Source organism: Rhizobium sp. LjRoot98, from assembly GCF_964252935.1.
Classification (GTDB): domain Bacteria; phylum Pseudomonadota; class Alphaproteobacteria; order Rhizobiales; family Rhizobiaceae; genus Pararhizobium.
On the sequence record NZ_CAXUPW020000004.1, the window covers coordinates 346,129 to 363,619 of the forward strand.

Annotated in this window: 18 protein-coding genes; 1 reads left to right on the forward strand and 17 read right to left on the reverse strand. The window is 59.7% G+C overall.

The features are described 5' to 3' along the window. The first annotated feature begins 7 nt into the window (after positions 1-7). Entirely contained in the window at positions 8-3,310 is a 3,303-nt protein-coding gene (locus ACSQ3J_RS16075) for an efflux RND transporter permease subunit (RefSeq protein ID WP_060505904.1), read from the forward strand. 78 nt (positions 3,311-3,388) lie between these two features. On the opposite strand, the gene ureG is transcribed toward ACSQ3J_RS16075, so the two are convergent. The 17 genes from ureG to urtA form a co-directional block, all read right to left on the reverse strand. Next, entirely contained in the window at positions 3,389-4,000 is a 612-nt protein-coding gene (gene ureG, locus ACSQ3J_RS16080; RefSeq protein ID WP_060505905.1) for an urease accessory protein UreG, read from the reverse strand. A 36-nt stretch (positions 4,001-4,036) separates the two neighbouring features. Further along, positions 4,037-4,708, reverse strand: coding sequence for an urease accessory protein UreF (locus ACSQ3J_RS16085; protein WP_060506082.1), 672 nt, complete (start codon positions 4,706-4,708; stop codon positions 4,037-4,039). Next, the gene (gene ureE / locus ACSQ3J_RS16090) at positions 4,701-5,183 is read right to left on the reverse strand and encodes an urease accessory protein UreE (protein ID WP_060505906.1); all 483 of its coding nucleotides are present in this window, start codon (positions 5,181-5,183) and stop codon (positions 4,701-4,703) included. The genes ACSQ3J_RS16085 and ureE overlap by 8 nt, the downstream gene beginning before the upstream one ends. 106 nt (positions 5,184-5,289) lie before the next feature. Next, positions 5,290-5,829: a peroxiredoxin gene (locus tag ACSQ3J_RS16095; RefSeq protein ID WP_060506083.1), complete on the reverse strand. Its 540-nt coding sequence runs from the start codon at positions 5,827-5,829 to the stop codon at positions 5,290-5,292. 188 nt (positions 5,830-6,017) lie between these two features. Continuing rightward, positions 6,018-6,698 carry a TIGR02117 family protein gene (locus ACSQ3J_RS16100; RefSeq protein WP_060506084.1) on the reverse strand — a complete coding sequence of 227 codons (681 nt, stop codon included), beginning with the start codon at positions 6,696-6,698 and terminating at the stop codon, positions 6,018-6,020. Positions 6,699-6,726: 28 nt separating this feature from the next. Beyond that, positions 6,727-8,436, reverse strand: coding sequence for an urease subunit alpha (ureC, locus tag ACSQ3J_RS16105; protein ID WP_436039542.1), 1,710 nt, complete (start codon positions 8,434-8,436; stop codon positions 6,727-6,729). Between the two features lie 5 nt (positions 8,437-8,441). Next, positions 8,442-9,092, reverse strand: a complete 651-nt coding sequence (locus ACSQ3J_RS16110) for a hypothetical protein (protein WP_060506085.1) — start codon at positions 9,090-9,092, stop codon at positions 8,442-8,444. Positions 9,093-9,099: 7 nt separating this feature from the next. Then, positions 9,100-9,534, reverse strand: coding sequence for a lysozyme inhibitor LprI family protein (locus ACSQ3J_RS16115; protein WP_082512269.1), 435 nt, complete (start codon positions 9,532-9,534; stop codon positions 9,100-9,102). Beyond that, on the reverse strand, positions 9,531-9,836 hold the full coding sequence (locus ACSQ3J_RS16120; protein ID WP_060505908.1) for an urease subunit beta: 306 nt from the start codon (positions 9,834-9,836) through the stop codon (positions 9,531-9,533). The genes ACSQ3J_RS16115 and ACSQ3J_RS16120 overlap by 4 nt, the downstream gene beginning before the upstream one ends. Before the next feature lie 17 nt (positions 9,837-9,853). Next, positions 9,854-10,108: a DUF1272 domain-containing protein gene (locus ACSQ3J_RS16125; RefSeq protein ID WP_060505909.1), complete on the reverse strand. Its 255-nt coding sequence runs from the start codon at positions 10,106-10,108 to the stop codon at positions 9,854-9,856. A 9-nt stretch (positions 10,109-10,117) separates the two neighbouring features. After that, positions 10,118-10,420, reverse strand: a complete 303-nt coding sequence (locus ACSQ3J_RS16130; RefSeq protein ID WP_037099076.1) for an urease subunit gamma — start codon at positions 10,418-10,420, stop codon at positions 10,118-10,120. A 26-nt stretch (positions 10,421-10,446) separates the two neighbouring features. Next, positions 10,447-11,280, reverse strand: a complete 834-nt coding sequence (locus ACSQ3J_RS16135) for an urease accessory protein UreD (protein ID WP_060505910.1) — start codon at positions 11,278-11,280, stop codon at positions 10,447-10,449. A 6-nt stretch (positions 11,281-11,286) separates the two neighbouring features. After that, the gene (urtE, locus tag ACSQ3J_RS16140) at positions 11,287-11,982 is read right to left on the reverse strand and encodes an urea ABC transporter ATP-binding subunit UrtE (RefSeq protein WP_060505911.1); all 696 of its coding nucleotides are present in this window, start codon (positions 11,980-11,982) and stop codon (positions 11,287-11,289) included. Between the two features lie 207 nt (positions 11,983-12,189). Continuing rightward, complete coding sequence (gene urtD / locus ACSQ3J_RS16145) at positions 12,190-12,942, reverse strand: urea ABC transporter ATP-binding protein UrtD (RefSeq protein ID WP_436039544.1); 753 nt, start codon at positions 12,940-12,942, stop codon at positions 12,190-12,192. Positions 12,943-12,947: 5 nt separating this feature from the next. Then, the gene (urtC, locus tag ACSQ3J_RS16150) at positions 12,948-14,141 is read right to left on the reverse strand and encodes an urea ABC transporter permease subunit UrtC (RefSeq protein WP_060505913.1); all 1,194 of its coding nucleotides are present in this window, start codon (positions 14,139-14,141) and stop codon (positions 12,948-12,950) included. Continuing rightward, complete coding sequence (gene urtB, locus ACSQ3J_RS16155; protein ID WP_060505914.1) at positions 14,138-15,745, reverse strand: urea ABC transporter permease subunit UrtB; 1,608 nt, start codon at positions 15,743-15,745, stop codon at positions 14,138-14,140. Before urtB ends, urtC begins: the two co-directional genes overlap by 4 nt. 319 nt (positions 15,746-16,064) lie before the next feature. Next, entirely contained in the window at positions 16,065-17,354 is a 1,290-nt protein-coding gene (gene urtA / locus ACSQ3J_RS16160) for an urea ABC transporter substrate-binding protein (RefSeq protein ID WP_060505916.1), read from the reverse strand. Between the last annotated feature and the right edge of the window lie 137 nt (positions 17,355-17,491).

Here is a 17,491-nt window from a genome sequence, read left to right on the forward strand (position 1 = left end):
CAAAGAGATGAACTTTTCTGCTTGGTCCATCCGCAACCCGATCGCGCCGATCCTGGGTTTCGCGCTTCTGCTCTACCTGGGAATTCAATCGTTCTACGCATTGCCGATCACCCGGTTCCCGAACATCGACGTCCCGGTGGTCGCGATCACCGTGACCCAGAACGGCGCCTCGCCGTCGGAACTGGAAATGCAGGTGACCAAGGAGGTCGAGGACGCCGTTGCCTCGATCGCCGGTGTTGACGAAATCCAATCCACGGTTACCGACGGACAGTCGGTCACTTCAGTCGTTTTCCGTATCGAAAAGCCCACGGAAGAAGCCGTCCAGGACACCAAGGACGCGATCGACCGCATCCGCAGCGATCTGCCTGCCGACGTTGAAGAGCCTGTCGTCACCAAGATCGATGTCGAAGGCCAAGCCATCCAGACTTTCTCCGTCACATCGCCTGATATGACGCTGGAGGAACTCTCCTGGTTCGTCGATGATACCATCAAGCGCGCCCTGCAGGGTCAGGTCGGCGTTGGCCGGATTGACCGTTACGGCGGCTCCGACCGGGAAATCAAGGTCGAGCTTGATCCGAACAAGCTCGATTCCTTCGGCATCACAGCCCCGGATGTCAACAATCAGCTGCGCAGCACCAACGTTGACCTCGGCTCGGGCCGCGGTCAGATCGGCGGGAACGAGCAGACCATCCGTACACTCGGCGACGCCCGCAACGTGGCCCAGCTCGCCAATACGACGATCGCGCTGCCCAATGGCCGGTTCGTAAAACTCTCCGATCTCGGCACCGTCACCGATACCTATGAAGAGCAGAAATCCTTCTCTCGCTTCAATGGTGACGCATCGGTCACCTTCGCAGTGTTCCGATCCAAGGGCGCCAGCGAAGTCACCGTCGCAGAAACCGTGGCGAAAAGCCTCGATACGGTTCGTGCCGCCCATCCCCAAGTCAACATCGCAATGGTCGATGACTCGGTCTATTTCACCTACGGCAACTATGAAGCTGCGCTGCACACGCTGCTGGAAGGCTCGATCCTTGCCGTTATCGTCGTGCTTCTCTTCCTGAGAAACTGGCGGGCGACGCTTATCGCCGCGGTTGCCCTGCCCCTGTCCGCGATCCCGACATTCTGGATCATGGATCTGATGGGCTTCTCGCTCAATCTCGTCAGCTTCCTGGCATTGACACTGGCGACGGGTATTCTCGTCGATGACGCGATCGTCGAAATCGAGAATATTGCCCGGCATATCAAGATGGGAAAGACGCCGTACCGGGCCTCGCTCGACGCCGCCGACGAAATCGGGCTAGCGGTTATCGCCACCAGCTTCACCATCATCGCCGTCTTCGTGCCGGTCTCGTTCATGCCCGGTATTGCCGGACAATATTTCATTCAGTTCGGCTTGACGGTCGCCTTCTCCGTCTTCTTCTCGCTGATGGTCGCGCGTCTGATCACGCCACTGATGGCAGCCTACCTGATGAAGCCCGAGGACGGCGTTGACGACCATCATGACAATGATGGGCGCATGATGAAGGGCTATACCTGGCTGGTCAGCGCCACGACCCGGCGCTGGTATATGCGCTACGCAACGATGCTCGCCGCTTTCGCCTTCCTGGCAGGTTCCCTGGCTCTGATGGCGCAGGTGCCAGGCAGCTTCATGCCGCCGGACGATTCATCGCGCGTCGTGCTGTCGGTCGAATTGCCGCCAAACGCAACTCTTGCTGAAACCGACGCCACAACTGAACAGATCTACAACGCTGTGCGCGGTATCGATGGCGTGGAGAGCGTCTTCGTGCTCGGCGGCGCCTCGCCGAAGGGCGATCTTGAACTGCGCCGTGCAACGGTCCGCATCATTCTCGGGACCATCGACCATTCGCTTGTCAAAACCCTGGTCAACAAGGGTCTCGGCAATCTTCCGCTGATCGGGCAGTATATGCCGAAGATGAAGATGGATGGCAGGACACGTCCGCAGTGGGACGTCGAAAAGGACATCTTCGCCAACCTGCGCGGCATTCCGGATGTACGCATCACCAAGCTGAACGATCGCGGCGAACGTGAACTGACCTTCAACTTCCTGTCGTCCAACGAGGACGACCTGAATGCGGCCGTCAGCCTGCTGGAAGGCAAACTGCGCGCGTCACCCATCCTGTCCAACGTCAGCTCGGAAGGCGCCCTGCCCCGGCCGGAACTGCAGATTCATCCGCGGAAGGATGAAATCGCACGTCTCGGCATCACGCCGCAGCAGATTTCCCAGACGATCCGCGTTGCTACGACCGGTGATGTCGATGCAGCACTGACCAAGATCTCGCTCGACAACCGGCTGATCCCGATCCGGGTACAGACGTCACTTGACGTTCGCCGTGACCTCGCAGCGATCGGCGCCCTGAAGGTGAAGACCGCGTCTGGCTCGACGGTTCCGATCGATAGCGTTGCCGATATCAGCTATTCCGAAGGACCAAGCTCAATCCTGCGCAATGCTCGCAACAAGGTGGCCTCGATCGGCTCCGATGTGCCGCAGGGGACCGCGCTCGATACCTCGACCGCAGAGTTCAAGCGGATCGTCGACGAGACGAAGCTGCCATCGACCGTTCGGCTTGCCGAGAGCGGCGATACCAAGATCCAGAGCGAGATGATGCAGAGCTTCGGCAACGCCATGCTGCTCGGATTGCTGATGGTGCTGGTGGTGCTCATCCTATTGTTCAAGGATGTGATCCAGCCCTTCACCATTCTCCTGTCGCTGCCGCTGGCAATCGGCGGCGTCGCTGTGGCGTTGATCCTGACCCGCAATGCATTCTCGATGCCGGTCATGATCGGTGTCCTGATGCTGATGGGTATCGTCACCAAGAACGCCATCCTGCTGGTCGACTTCGCCGTCGAGATGAAGCGTCAGGGCATGGAACGTGTCCAGGCCATGATCGAGGCCGGCCGCAAACGCGCTCAGCCGATCATCATGACATCCATCGCCATGTCGGCGGGTATGATTCCCTCAGCACTCGGTGTCGGCGAAGGCGGTTCGTTCCGCGCACCGATGGCGATCGCCGTTATCGGCGGCATCATCGTATCCACCGTGCTCTCGCTTCTCGTCGTGCCGTCGTTCTTCCTGATCATGGACGACGTATCCCGCCTGATGGGCTGGCTGTTCGGCCGCATGGTCGGCAAGAAGGATGAGGAACTGGAGGTGCTTGAAAACGAAGCATTGACGGGCATCGTCACGGATCAGGGCAAGACGATCGACGAGTTGCAAAAACGGCTCGACAAGCTGGAAGCCCCCAAACGCGGCGGCAACGTCATCAACCACCCCGCGCTCGCAGCGGAATAGTTCCAGCTCGCCCCCCTCAAAAAGCCCGGCCGCCTCATAAATGCGGCCGGGCTTTTTCGTCTTGAAACAGCGCTCTCTTCACAGCCCGCCTTCAACCCTCAGAAAATCGACGATCGTCTCGATACCGTCGCCGCGTTTCATGTCGGAAAACACGAAAGGCCGCGCAGCACGCATACGGTTGGCGTCCCGCTCCATGACGTCGAGATCGGCACCGACATAGGGCGCCAGGTCCTTCTTGTTGATCACCAGAAGGTCCGAGCGTGTGATCCCCGGTCCGCCCTTGCGCGGGATTTCCTCGCCCTGGCAGACGGAAATGACATAGATGGTGATGTCGGCAAGATCAGGCGAAAAGGTCGCTGCCAGATTGTCACCACCGGATTCGATGAAGATGACGTCGAGATCCGGAATGCGCCGGTTGAGATCGGCAATGGCCTGCAGGTTGATCGTCGCATCTTCCCGGATTGCCGTGTGCGGACAACCGCCGGTCTCGACGCCAACGATCCGGTCCGACGGCAGTGCCTGCATGCGTACCAGCGCCTCGGCATCTTCCTTGGTGTAGATATCATTGGTGACGACGGCGACCGAATATGTTTCGCGCATCGCCTTGCAGAGCTTGTCGGTCAACGCTGTCTTGCCGGAGCCGACTGGACCGCCGATTCCGACGCGAAGGGGGCCATTGGCAGATTTCATCGTAATATTCCTTTCAAGAAAGCGGGCTCGAAACTGTCAGGACCGAAAGAGCCGCGAATGCAAAGTCTCATGGCGCAGCGCTGAAATATCGGCCGTGATGGTCGCGGAACCAAGATCGTCCAGCGTGCTCGTCGCAGCCCGTGCCGCTGTTTCAGCGATCACCGGTTCCAGCCCGGCAAGCACAGCAACTCCGTGTGTCTGCCCGATCACCCCGCAACGGATTGCCACCGAAACCAGATTGGATGCCGTCGAATGCAGGTAGGCAGCCAGCGGCGGCTCAAGTCCCGTGCCATGCGCGCCCGCAATCGCCCCAACGGCAACAGGATAGGCAACCGCACCTGTCAGGGTATCGAGCACCGGATGCGGCCAATGGGCAGCTGCCATCAGGAACGCCTCTCCTTGCAGCATGGTTTCCATATGGCGCTCGCGCGATCCGGCAAGGGCTTCAGCGAGTTCTCTTAACTCCGCCAGTCGAGGTGTATCTCCACAAGCCCGATAACTCTCGGCCAGAAGTACGGCATCATTCCAGCTCGAACCATGTTCGATCAACGCCTTCAGCCATCGCGTAAGCCCCGGCGCGTCACGCACCAGACCATCGTGCACCGCCTGCTCAAGCCCACCGGAATAGGAGAACGCCCCGACCGGAAAGGCTGGCGACAACCATGTCACCAGCCGCAGCAGCGCTTTGGTGTCGGCATGATCAGTCATGGGCGTGATGGTGGCCGCCATGACCATGCGAATGTCCACCGGAGCCATGATAGGCACCGCGCATCGGCTGAAACGGTTCCGTCACCTCACTGATCGCAGCGCCCAGACCTTCCAGCATCGCCTTGATCACCGGATCACGCAGAATCAAAATCCGCTCCAGCCGGATTTCTGCGGCAAGGTGCCGATTGCCGAGATGCCAGGCGAGTTCGATCAGGTGGAGGGGATCTCGCGGGCGAATGTCATAGAGCGGCTCATCAATCGCAGCGATGCGGACATACTCCCCGGTGTCCAATACCAGAAGATCGCCATCAGCCAGCATGACGGGCTCCTTCAGGTCAAGCATCACCACATCGTCATTGTCGAGATGCAGCAATTTGCGGCGCAGGTGCCGCTTGTCATGGGCAAGAGCAATCGTATGCAGCGCTGTCTTGTCGGTTGGACCGGGCGACAGGATCTCAGTCGAGCGATAGGGCATTCAACGAGCCTTCAAATTCAATCATATGACTGTAACAACAAAAAAATCCGGCGCCAGACCAAACAGGCCCGGCGCCGGATTTGACGAAAATCACCCTTGCCTGAAATCAGGCAGCGATCTTTTCCGACTGCAGCGCGCCGAGGATGTTCTGCGGCGACGAGACGCCATACGGGTCGTTGTCGGCATTGTCGCAATAGCCTTCTTCCTCGAACCACTGTTCGACGACACCGTCATTGATGACGGCGGCATAACGCCAGGAACGCATACCGAAGCCGAGATTGTCCTTGGAAACGAGCATGCCCATCTTGCGGGTAAACTCGCCGGAGCCATCAGGAATGAGCTTGACGTTTTCGAGGTTCTGCGACTTGCCCCAGGCATTCATCACGAAGGCGTCGTTGACGGAGATGCAGTAGATTTCATCAATGCCCTCGGCACGGAAATCAGCCGTCAGCTTTTCGAAGTCGGGAAGCTGAAAGGTCGAGCAGGTCGGCGTAAACGCGCCCGGCAGCGAAAACAGGATGACGCGCTTGCCGGCGAAATAATCGGCCGACGAAACATCCTGCCAGCGGAATGGATTGGCACCGCCAACGGCTTCGTCGCGAATACGCGTGCGGAAGGTAACGGACGGAACTTTTCTGCCAATGATCATGATGGATACTCCTTGAAAGATAAACGTCCCGCGCGGCAGGTCTTGGGAGGAACCCGGCGCAGGAAGTGACCCTTTTTCTATAGCAATGGCTGCTGCGATGCAGCACAAAGGCGACGAAAAACACTCGCCGCATGGCTGACCTGCACTCAGCGCATGCCTGTGCCTGCGACAAAAAGTCAATTATTTCAATTATACAGCGCCAGCGATGCCGACAGGGAAATCGGTAATGGATTCCACCAGCCGGTTCGCAACCCTGCCTCGCGAAGCGCCTTGGCCGTCCAGGTATTGCAGCCAAGGACAGCAGTGAACCAGCCGTTGGCCTCGAAAAAACGGTCATTGGCGCCGTAGGCAACATCCGGAATCGCCTCGATTCGGCCGCCTGCTGACATAAAGCTCGCTTCGATGAAGGATAGCAGCCGTTCGTATTCATCCGGCCCGATCTCAAAACCCGCAACATGATCGGCGGGCTCGAGAATCTCGCCCGCGACATCGGCATGGATGACCGAGCGATCAAGCGTCAGCCCCTTGAACAATGGCACCGGTTTCAACTCCGACCATGTGGGCGTCTCGATATAAAACGCCCGGCCACCCCAGCCGAAAACCAGCCAGCGTGCGTCCGGATGCGCAACCGGCATGCCGCTTTCCGCGAGAAACGGAAAACGGCCCAGCGTTTCGGCAGTGACTGGAATGGCAATGTCCGTATGGATCGGGTTGGACAGCACAAGAATCCGATGCGTCTCCCTCGTTTCCGCATCGGCTTTCGCGGTATGCCACAAAGGCCGAGGCACGAATGTCCCGGCAACAATCGCCAAGACCGCGGTAAACACAGCGGCCGCCAGCCAGCGCACGGGCCGTCTCCAGGACATCAGCATTCTTTCTCGATCAACAACCGCGCTAGAACATGAAGTAGCGCTGCGCCATCGGTAGCACCGTTGCGGGTTCGCAGGTCAAGAGCTCGCCATCGGCCCGAACCTCGTAGGTTTCGGGGTCCACCTCAATATGCGGCGTCAGGCTATTGTGGATCATCGAGGCCTTGCCGATGCCACCACGGGTGTTCTTCACCGCAACGAGCTGCTTGGCAACACCGAGCCGCGCCTGCAGCCCACCATCGAGCGATGCCTGCGATACGAAGGTGACGGACGAATTGGTTCGTGCCTTGCCAAAGGCGCCAAACATCGGCCGGTAATGCACCGGCTGTGGCGTCGGGATCGAGGCGTTCGGATCCCCCATCGGGGCAGCCGCGATCATGCCGCCAAGAAGCACCATATCGGGCTTCACCCCGAAGAACGCCGGATTCCACATCACCAGATCGGCACGCTTGCCGACTTCGATCGAGCCGATCTCATGCGAAAGGCCCTGCGCGATCGCGGGGTTGATCGTGTATTTGGCGATATAGCGCCGGACGCGAAAGTTGTCGTTCTCGCCGGTCTCCTGCGGCAGCGGGCCCCGTTGCCGTTTCATCTTGTCGGCCGTCTGCCAGGTGCGGATCGCCACCTCGCCAACGCGGCCCATGGCCTGACTGTCGGACGAAATGATCGAGAACGCGCCGATATCATGCAGGATGTCTTCGGCTGCGATCGTCTCCTTGCGGATACGGCTTTCGGCAAAGGCAATGTCTTCCGGGATCGACGGCGACAGGTGATGGCAGACCATCAGCATGTCGAGATGCTCGGCAAGTGTATTGACCGTGTAGGGCCGGGTCGGGTTCGTTGAGGACGGGATGACGTTCGGCTGGCCGCAGATCTTGATGATATCAGGGGCATGGCCGCCGCCCGCGCCTTCGGTGTGAAAGGCATGGATCGTGCGCCCCTTGATGGCCCCGATCGTATCTTCGACGAAACCGCTTTCGTTCAGCGTATCGGTGTGGATCATCACCTGCACGTCAAAGGCATCGGCAACCGACAGGCAATTGTCGATGGCGGCTGGCGTCGTGCCCCAGTCCTCGTGCAGCTTCAAGCTGGAGGCCCCGGCAAGGATCATCTCCTCGATCGGCGCCGGAAGCGAGGCGTTGCCCTTGCCAGCCAGCGCGAGATTCATTGGAAAGGCATCAAAGCTCTCGATCATCCGCTCGATATGCCACGCGCCGGTGCACGTGGTTGCCAGCGTGCCATGCGCCGGGCCGGAGCCGCCGCCAAGCATCGTGGTGATCCCCGACATCAGGGCTTCCTCGATCTGCTGCGGGCAAATGTAATGGATATGGGCATCCATGCCACCTGCCGTAATGATTTTGCCTTCGCTGGCAATCACCTCCGTCGACGGACCGACAATGATGGTCACCCCCGGCTGGGTGTCCGGGTTACCAGCCTTGCCGATCGCAGCGATCCGGCCGTTCTTCAAGCCGATATCGGCCTTGACGATGCCGGTATGATCAACAATCAGCGCATTGGTGATGACGGTATCGACCGCCCCTTGCGCCCGCGTGGCCTGGCTCTGGCCCATGCCGTCGCGAATGACCTTGCCACCGCCAAACTTCACCTCGTCGCCATAGGTGGTGAAATCCTTTTCCACCTCGATGAACAGCTCGGTATCGGCCAGCCGAACCTTGTCGCCGGTGGTGGGGCCGAACATGCTGGCATAGGCCGCGCGCGACATTTTGTAGGACATGGCTTTCAGGCTCCCTGAGCAAAGGCGGGTAAACTGGTCGGATCGAGGCGCAACAGCTGCCCCTTGGAAATCAGGTCATCGACATAACGGCGCTCGGCAGAAAAAGGATGCCACTCCCAGCCCGCATGGCCAAAACCGGCAAGAACCACGCGATTCGTCGGGCGGCGCCAATGAGCCAGCACTTCGGCAATCGCAATCAAACCGCTGCTCGGCACGACATATTCGCCGGGGTCGAATGGCTTCAGCCCCGCATCGACACGCTCATGCGTAGACGCCGGGATCGTATGAAAGGCGCGGCCGGTCGCCTGGGCAAAGGTGCGAAAACCATCGGTATAATCGTCGCAGAGATCATCAAGATCCGGATGCGTCAAAGCCAGCTGCGGCCGCAACGCCTGAAACTTGTCTCCATCACGAACGCACCAGATCGCGCTTGCCCGCCGCACCGCCGCTTTCGTCTTCCACATCCCGCCCCCCAGCATGGCCAGCGCCGGACGTCCGGTGTTGCAGACGGCAACGATATCCGTCTTCTCCCCACCCGCTCCGCAGGAACGGCAATCGTTGAAGCGGATCACCAGATCAGCCGCATCGATGATGGCGGCCGCACCATCCGGCACCGGACCATTGCCAACGATCATGATGGTCCGGCTCGCGGTCACGGACACCTCAGTTTCCAGCACCTTCCGTCAGGCCCTTCAGTTCCTCGGTTCGCTTCTTGGTCAGGTCCGCCAGGCAACCGGAGACCAGCATCGGCTCCATCGAACCGCCCCGCGCCTCGAAACCGGCCAGTTCGCATTGGCCGTCGCGATAATCAATCCAGGCGCGCTGGGCCTTCTTCAGAGCTTCGACGGCACCGACATAGCTGGGGGCGATACCGGCCATTTCCTTGTCGGTATCCTTCATCGCCGCCATGGCCTTCTTGTAGACCGCGTTCAGCTCCGTATCGGCCGCCTCATAATCCTTGTTGGCGCAAATGTTCATATCCGCCTGGGTCATTGCATTGGCGCAATCGACCTGCGGATCCTCTTGCGCCTGTGCAAGGAGAACGCCTTGAAACAACGTGACCGCAAGCGAAACTGACGTGAGGAGGAAACGCCTCATAGCTTGCCCATGACCTTCTGGCGGAAGCCGTAAACCTCGCGCTTGCCGGTAAAAGGAATGAGCGTGACGCTACGCGTCTGTCCCGGCTCAAAGCGCACCGCGGTTCCGGCTGGAATATCCAGGCGCCTGCCATGTGCCACGGCCCGGTCAAACAGCAAGGCGGCATTGGTTTCGGCAAAATGATAGTGGCTGCCGACCTGGACGGGACGGTCACCGCTATTGGAAACCTCCAGCGATACCGTGTCCAGCCCGGCATTCAGCTCGATCTCGCCCTCTGCCGCAAGGATTTCACCGGGGATCATCGTATCGTCTCTCCTCTTCAGGCAGCCTTGATCGGCGCGCAGCCTTCGGCTTTCAGAACGCGCTCGGTGGAGGCCGGAAACTTGCCGAGCTTGGCTGCTGGACGAACCGGGCGGCGCACGAGTTCGCCACTACAGTTCGGGCATTGCCCATCGAGAACATCGGTGACGCACTGCGTGCAGAAGGTGCATTCGAAGCTGCAGATCATGGCTTCGCGGCTGCCAGGCGGCAGATCCTTGTTGCAGCATTCGCAATTGGGTCTCAGTTGCAGCATGGTCTTTCCTCAGCGAATGGGTTCATGGACGGTGACAAGCTTTGTCCCATCCGGAAACGTCGCCTCAATCTGGATATCGTGGATCATCTCGGGAATGCCTTCCATCACCTGAGCGCGGGTGATCACATGAGCGCCCGCCTCCATCAGGTCAGGCACCGAGCGGCCATCGCGCGCACCCTCGACGACAAAATCGGTGATCAGGGCGATTGCTTCGGGATGGTTGAGCTTGACGCCGCGCTCCAGCCGCCGGCGGGCGACCATGGCTGCCATCGAAATCAGCAATTTGTCTTTTTCACGAGGTGTCAGGTTCATGCGTGGTCACCGGGATTATGGGTCAATTACAGGTTCCAGACTTTCGGCACAGAGGCGCCCTTGCGCAAGTGCGAAATGACCGGGATGAGGATTTTTCTCAAGGCAAAACCATCGGCGGCAACGAGGCGGGCAATCAGCTTGTCTTCGCCTCCCACCCGATAGCAGCTCACGCCGCCCGCAATGCCGCCGATCAGACCGCGCAGCTTGTCGAGATGCAACTCGCAATCAGCGCCGGTGTAAAACACGGTCGCGAAAGCCACCTGCCCGCCGAGCACCGCGCGTTCCTGCGTCAAACCGGAGATATCGCCGGAAAGCCGCAGATTTTCGGCATGCAGCAGCGCGCCATTCTTGCGAATGCGCCAGCGATCCTGAAACAGGCCTTCCCGCATCGCCTCGCCCATCGCCTTGCGCCCCAGAAGCACGGCCTCGACCGCCAGAAATTCCGCCCCATCAGCAAGATCGACCTCCAGCTTTCGCGATATCGAGGCCCGGTCAAACAGGATGGTTTCCTGCGGCAGCCAATGCACTGTGGCTCCCTGCCCCAGCGAAATCCGCGCACTCACCGCGGCCGTCCCGGCGCTGGCTTTATAGATTTTCTCGCAGGCCTGGGTGGTCAATGTCAGGTGGGTGCCGTCACCGGCTGCAAACGACCATTCTATATGATCGCCCCCCGTCAGACCGCCGGAACTGTTGATCAGCACCGCTTCCATCGTGGTGTCGAATGTGTCCGGCAACCGGATCTTGGCGCAGCCTTCCTGATAGAATTCGGCAAGCCGGGTACGCCCCGCAAACGGCTTTGCCACCAGCCGCCCTTTGCCCCACGCCCTTTGCGGAGCGATCCCTGCTGCTACTTCAGCCATCTGCCGTCAAACCGTCAGGTGGCGGCGCGCTTCCGGCGTATCCAGCGTCTCGGCCGGGCCTTCATGCACGATCTCGCCACGGTCCATGATGTAAACATGGTCTGCAAGCTCCCGGCAGAAGTCAAGATATTGTTCCACAAGCAGAATCGCCATCCCGGTGGAATCGCGCAGATACTGGATCGCCCGGCCGATATCCTTGATGATCGATGGCTGGATACCCTCCGTCGGCTCATCGAGGACGAGGATTTTGGGCCGGGTGACCAGCGCCCGGCCAATCGCCAGCTGCTGCTGCTGCCCGCCCGACAGATCGCCGCCGCGGCGGCCGAGCATCGAGCGCAGGATGGGGAAGAGGTTGAAGATATCCTCCGGAATGAACCGGTCCTTGCGCGCCACCGGCGCATAGCCCGATTCCAGGTTTTCCTTGACCGTCAGCAGCGGAAAGACCTCGCGCCCCTGCGGCACGAAACCAATGCCGTGCTTGGCCCGATTGTAGGGCGCCATGCCGTTCAGCACCGTATCGTTGAAGGTAATCGTGCCGGCGCTTGGCCCATGCTGGCCGGTAATCGCCCGAAGCAGGCTGGTCTTGCCGACGCCGTTGCGGCCGAGAACGCAGGTGATCTTGCCCATGGGCGCTGTAATGGAAACGCCACGGAGGGCTTGAGCCGCACCGTAATGGAGATTGATGTTGTCGACGGTCAGCATAGTTGATCACCTTCAGAAGTTGTGGCTTCACCCCCCTCTGTCGGCGGCGTCGACATCTCCCCCACAAGGGGGGAGATTGCCATTGGCATCAGCGCAATCGAGGAAAGAGAATGATCTCCCCCCTTGTGGGGGAGATGTCGCAAAGCGACAGAGGGGGGTGAAACCGGCATCCACCGGCCGCAGAACATCGAAACGTTATAATGCATCTCACCGCCCCAGATAATTCTCGATCACTTTCGGATCGTTGCTGACGAAATCGATCGAGCCTTCGGCCAGCACCGAGCCTTCCGCCAGGCACGTCACCTTGACGCCGAGATCGCGGATGAAGCCCATGTCGTGTTCGACGACGACGACCGAGCGGGTCTTGGCGATTTCCTTGAGCAGGATGGCGGTTTCGGCGGTTTCCGCATCGGTCATGCCGGCGACGGGCTCATCGACCAGAAGCAGTTTCGGCTCCTGCGCGAGCAGCATGCCGATCTCCAGCCACTGTTTCTGCCCGTGCGAGAGATTGGCGGCCAGATCGTCCTTGCGCGCGGTCATGCGCACCGTTTCGAGGATTTCGTCGATACGCACCTTGTCCTCCGCCGTCAGCCGGTAAAACAGGGTCGAGAAAACGCCGCGTTTCCGGTTGAGCGCCAGCTCGATATTGTCCCAGACGGTATGGCTTTCGAACACCGTCGGCTTCTGAAACTTCCGGCCGATGCCGAGCTGGGCGATGTCGGCCTCGTCCTTCTTGGTCAGATCGATATCGCCGTTGAAAAACACCTGGCCGCTATCCGGCCGGGTCTTGCCGGTGATGATATCCATCATCGTCGTCTTGCCTGCCCCGTTCGGGCCGATGATAGCCCTGAGTTCACCGGGCTCAACCACGAAGGACAGCGAATTCAGCGCCTTGAACCCGTCGAACGATACCGAGACGCCATCGAGATAAAGCAGGCTGCGTGAGGTCTTTGCATCCATCGATCTTACTCCGCAGCCAGGGGTTCAAGCGTGGCCAGCCGGCTTTCGGCCCTGGCCGCAGCCTTGTCCTGATAGACTTTTTCAGCGGCATCTGCTTGTTTCTGTTCCTTGCGCCGGGCGAGGAACTGCTGGACCGTGCCGACCACGCCCTTTGGCAGGAACAAGGTCGTGGCGACGAACAGGGCGCCGAGTGCAAACAGCCAGAATTCCGGGAAGGCCGCGGTAAACACGCTTTTGCCGAAATTGACGAGGATGGCGCCGATGATCGGGCCGATCAGCGTGCCGCGCCCGCCAACCGCCGTCCAGATCACCACTTCGATCGAGTTTGCCGGGGCGAACTCTCCCGGGTTGATGATGCCGACCTGCGGCACATAGAGCGCACCGGCCACGCCCGCCATCATCGCCGAGACGGTGAAGATAAACAGCTTCATATTCTCGACCCGGTAGCCCAAAAACCGGGTCCGGCTTTCCGCATCGCGCACGCCGACCAGCACCTTGCCGTATTTTGAGCGGACAATGGCGGAACTCAGAACCAGAGCCAACGCCAGCGCGATGGCGGTTGCCGCAAAAAGTGCGGCGCGCGTACCACCGGCCTGAACGTTGAAGCCGAGAATTTCCTTGAAATCGGTCAGGCCATTGTTACCACCAAAACCCATCTCGTTGCGGAAGAAGGCTAGTAACAGAGCATAGGTCATCGCCTGGGTGATGATCGACAGATAGACGCCGGTAACGCGCGAGCGGAAGGCAAACCAGCCGAAGCCGAAGGCCAGCAATCCGGGCACCAAAAGCACCATCAGCGCTGCAAAGGCGAAATGGTTGAAGCCATACCAGTACCACGGCAGTTCCTGCCAGTTGAGGAACACCATGAAATCCGGCAGCAGCGGATTAGCATAGACGCCGCGATCGCCGATCTGGCGCATCAGATACATGCCCATGGCATATCCGCCGAGTGCGAAGAACGCGCCATGACCGAGCGAAAGAATGCCGCAATAGCCCCAGACGAGATCAAGCGCCAAGGCCAGAAGCGCATAGCAAAGATACTTGCCAAGCAGCGGCACCAGATAGCCAGGGACATGAAAGACACTGTCTTCCGGGATCAGAAGATTGGCGAGCGGTACGAGGATTGCGGCAAGCAGGATGAGGCAAACGGCCCAGACCGTCTTCTTTTCGTGCTGGCTGAAAAGCATTTGCGTGATCATTGTTCGACCGCCCTTCCCTTGAGCGCGAACAGGCCGCGTGGCCGCCGCTGGATGAAAAGAATGATGAAGATGAGAATGAGGATCTTGCCGAGCACCGCACCGGCATAGGGCTCCAGAAACTTGTTGGCGATGCCAAGTGTCAGCGCGCCCACCAGCGTCCCCCAGAGATTGCCGACACCGCCGAAGACCACGACCATGAAACTGTCGATAATGTAGTTCTGGCCGAGATTGGGCGAGACATTGTCGATCTGGCTGAGCGCCACCCCCGCCATGCCGGCAATGCCGGATCCGAGCCCGAATGTGAGCGCATCGACCCAGGGGGTACGGATACCCATCGACGAAGCCATCCGCCGGTTCTGGGTGACCGCGCGCATCTGCAAGCCGAACTTGGAGCGTTTGAGCAGCAGCAGCAAGGCGACGAAGACACCCAGCGAAAAGACGATGATCCACATGCGATTGTAGGTGATCGCAAGCCCGCCGATCTCGAACGCACCCGACATCCAGCTTGGATTGTCGACCTGACGGTTGGTCGGGCCGAAGATGGTGCGGATCGCCTGCTGCAGGATCAGCGAGATGCCCCAGGTGGCCAGCAGCGTTTCGAGCGGACGGCCATAAAGCCAGCGGATGACGCTGCGTTCGATGCCGACGCCAACCAGGCCGGTGAAGAGAAAGGCCGCAGGAACCGCAAACGCCAGCGAAAAATCGGCCATTCCCGGCGCGACCGCAGCGATCGTCTGCTGCACCACGTAGGTCGTGTAGGCCCCGAGCATGACCATCTCGCCATGGGCCATGTTGATAATGCCCATGACCCCGAAGGTGATGGCAAGGCCGATGGCCGCGAGAAGCAGGACGGAACCGAGCGACAGGCCATACCAAACGTTTTGGGCGATATCCCAGACGGCAAGGCTTCGCTCGATCGCATTGACATGGGTCTGGATCACCGGCTTCAGGTCATCAGGCGCATTGGCCATCGCTGCCGTCAGAATCGTCAGGGCGTCGCGGTTTCCGCGCGCGGCAATCGTGTCGATAGCGGCTTTCTTGTCTTCGGCTGTGGCGTCGGTCTTGAGCAGGATAACGGCACGCGCCGCTTCCATGGTCGATTTGATCTCGGCATCCTTTTCCTCAACCAGTGCCGAATTCAAAAGGGTCAGATTGTCCGGATTGGCGTCCTTGAGCAGGTCCTGCGCCGCCGCAAGGCGGGCGGAACGATCCGGACTCAGAAGCGTCAACTGGCTGAGCGCCGTGCCGATCGCCCCGCGCAGGCCATTGTTCAACCGGATTTTCGCAAGGTTTCCGGGAGCATCAGAGACCGCGGCCCCTGTCAGCACATCAAGATAGGTACCGTCGGCCGAACCTTCGAGATAGACCGCACCGCCGGTCTTCGGCGCATAAAGCTTGCCGTCGCTGAGGTTCTTCAGGATGTCACCGACCTTAGGATCACCCGATGCGGCCAACGCTTTGACGGCCTCGATCTTCTGCGGGAAAGCCGTAGCGCCCAGCGCATCGACCAGCGGCCGGATGTTCTCCTCAGCGCGCAGGCCCGTTGCCAGGCAGCTGATCAGCAGGCAGAGAGCAACAAGGAAGGTTTGGATGGCGCGATACATGAGCTCTTCTTGTTCCGTTGGCTCGGGCGCCGTGCATTGACGAAACACACGTTATGCCGGCGCTGTTGCTTAAGTTTTCCGCACTCCGCTCGCTCGACGAGCACATCGATGGGGACCGGCATCCAGGAGCCGCGTCCCAACTGAGCCAAGCAGAAAACATGCCAGATGTCGGGATGCAGGTCCCTCCGCCCAGACAGGGTCTGGACGGAGGGTATTGGCATTTCAATCAAGACGTCATGAGAATGATTTCTGGGAAATGGCCGTCAGGCCGTTGCCGGAATATGCTGAGCTTGATGAAATCAGCGGGTAATCGTTGACATCAGGAGCCTTTGCCGCCGCACTTGCCCGTTGCAACGTTGAAGTTGCCGCAGGACATCGGCTTGCGCCAATCGGAGATCAGATCCTTCGAGTCCGGCAGGAAGTCCGACCATTCGTCGCCAACGACCTGTGGGGTCTGCTGGACGATTTCGAACTGGCCGTCGGCCTGGATTTCACCGATCAGCACCGGCTTGGTGATGTGGTGGTTCGGCATCACGGTGGAGTAGCCGCCCGAAAGGTTCGGTACGCTGGTGCCGATGATCGTGTCGAGAACGGCATCGGTTTCGGTGGTTCCAGCAGCCTCGACGGCCTTTACCCAGGCACTAAAGCCGATATAGGCGGCTTCCATCGGATCGTTGGTGACGCGCTTGTCATTCTTGGTGAAGGCATGCCACTGCTTGATGAATTCAGCATTGGCAGGCGCATCGACGGACTGGAAGTAGTTCCACGCGGCGAGGTGACCAACCAGCGGCTTGGTATCGAGACCGGCCAGCTCTTCTTCGCCGACGGAGAAGGCGACGACCGGGATATCGGTTGCCTTGATGCCCTTGTTGCCGAGCTCCTTGTAGAACGGCACGTTGGCATCGCCGTTGATGGTCGAAACGACGGCCGTCTTCTTGCCGGCCGAACCGAATTCCTTGATCTTCGTCACTTCCGTCTGCCAGTCGGAGAAGCCGAATGGCGTGTAGTTGATCATGATATCCTCTTTTGGGATACCCTTGGCGATCAGATAGGCTTCGAGGATCTTGTTGGTGGTGCGCGGATAGACGTAGTCGGTGCCTTCCAGCACGAAACGTTCGACGCCCTCGGTGTTCATCAGATAGTCGACGGCCGGGATGGCCTGCTGGTTTGGAGCGGCACCGGTGTAGAAGATGTTGCGCGAGGATTCCTCACCCTCGTACTGGACCGGGTAGAACAGGATCGAATTCAGCTCTTCGAAAACCGGCAGGACCGATTTGCGCGACGACGACGTCCAGCAACCAAAGACAGCAGCGACCTTATCGACGGAAATCAGCTCGCGGGCTTTTTCAGCAAACAGCGGCCAGTCAGAGGCCGGATCGACAACGACGGCCTCGAGTTTCTTGCCGAGAAGGCCGCCCTTCTTGTTCTGCTCTTCGATGAGCATCAGCATGGCATCCTTGAGCGTCGTCTCGGAGATTGCCATGGTGCCGGAGAGCGAATGCAACACGCCGACCTTGATGGTGTCTTCAGCGGCATGAACGCTGGAAAATGCTGTTGTGGCGAGCGCGCCAGCCAGAAACGCGCCCAGAATCTGGGATTTGAATTTCATGATGTGAACCCCTCTCGTTCTTTTGACGACGGCGCTTGGGAGACCTTTGCCGTTCGTAGGCAAACTATCCGCCCGGGTTTCCGGATTCTGTATACGTCAATTAACGTAGTCGCCGGGGCGAAGTGTGCACTGCAATA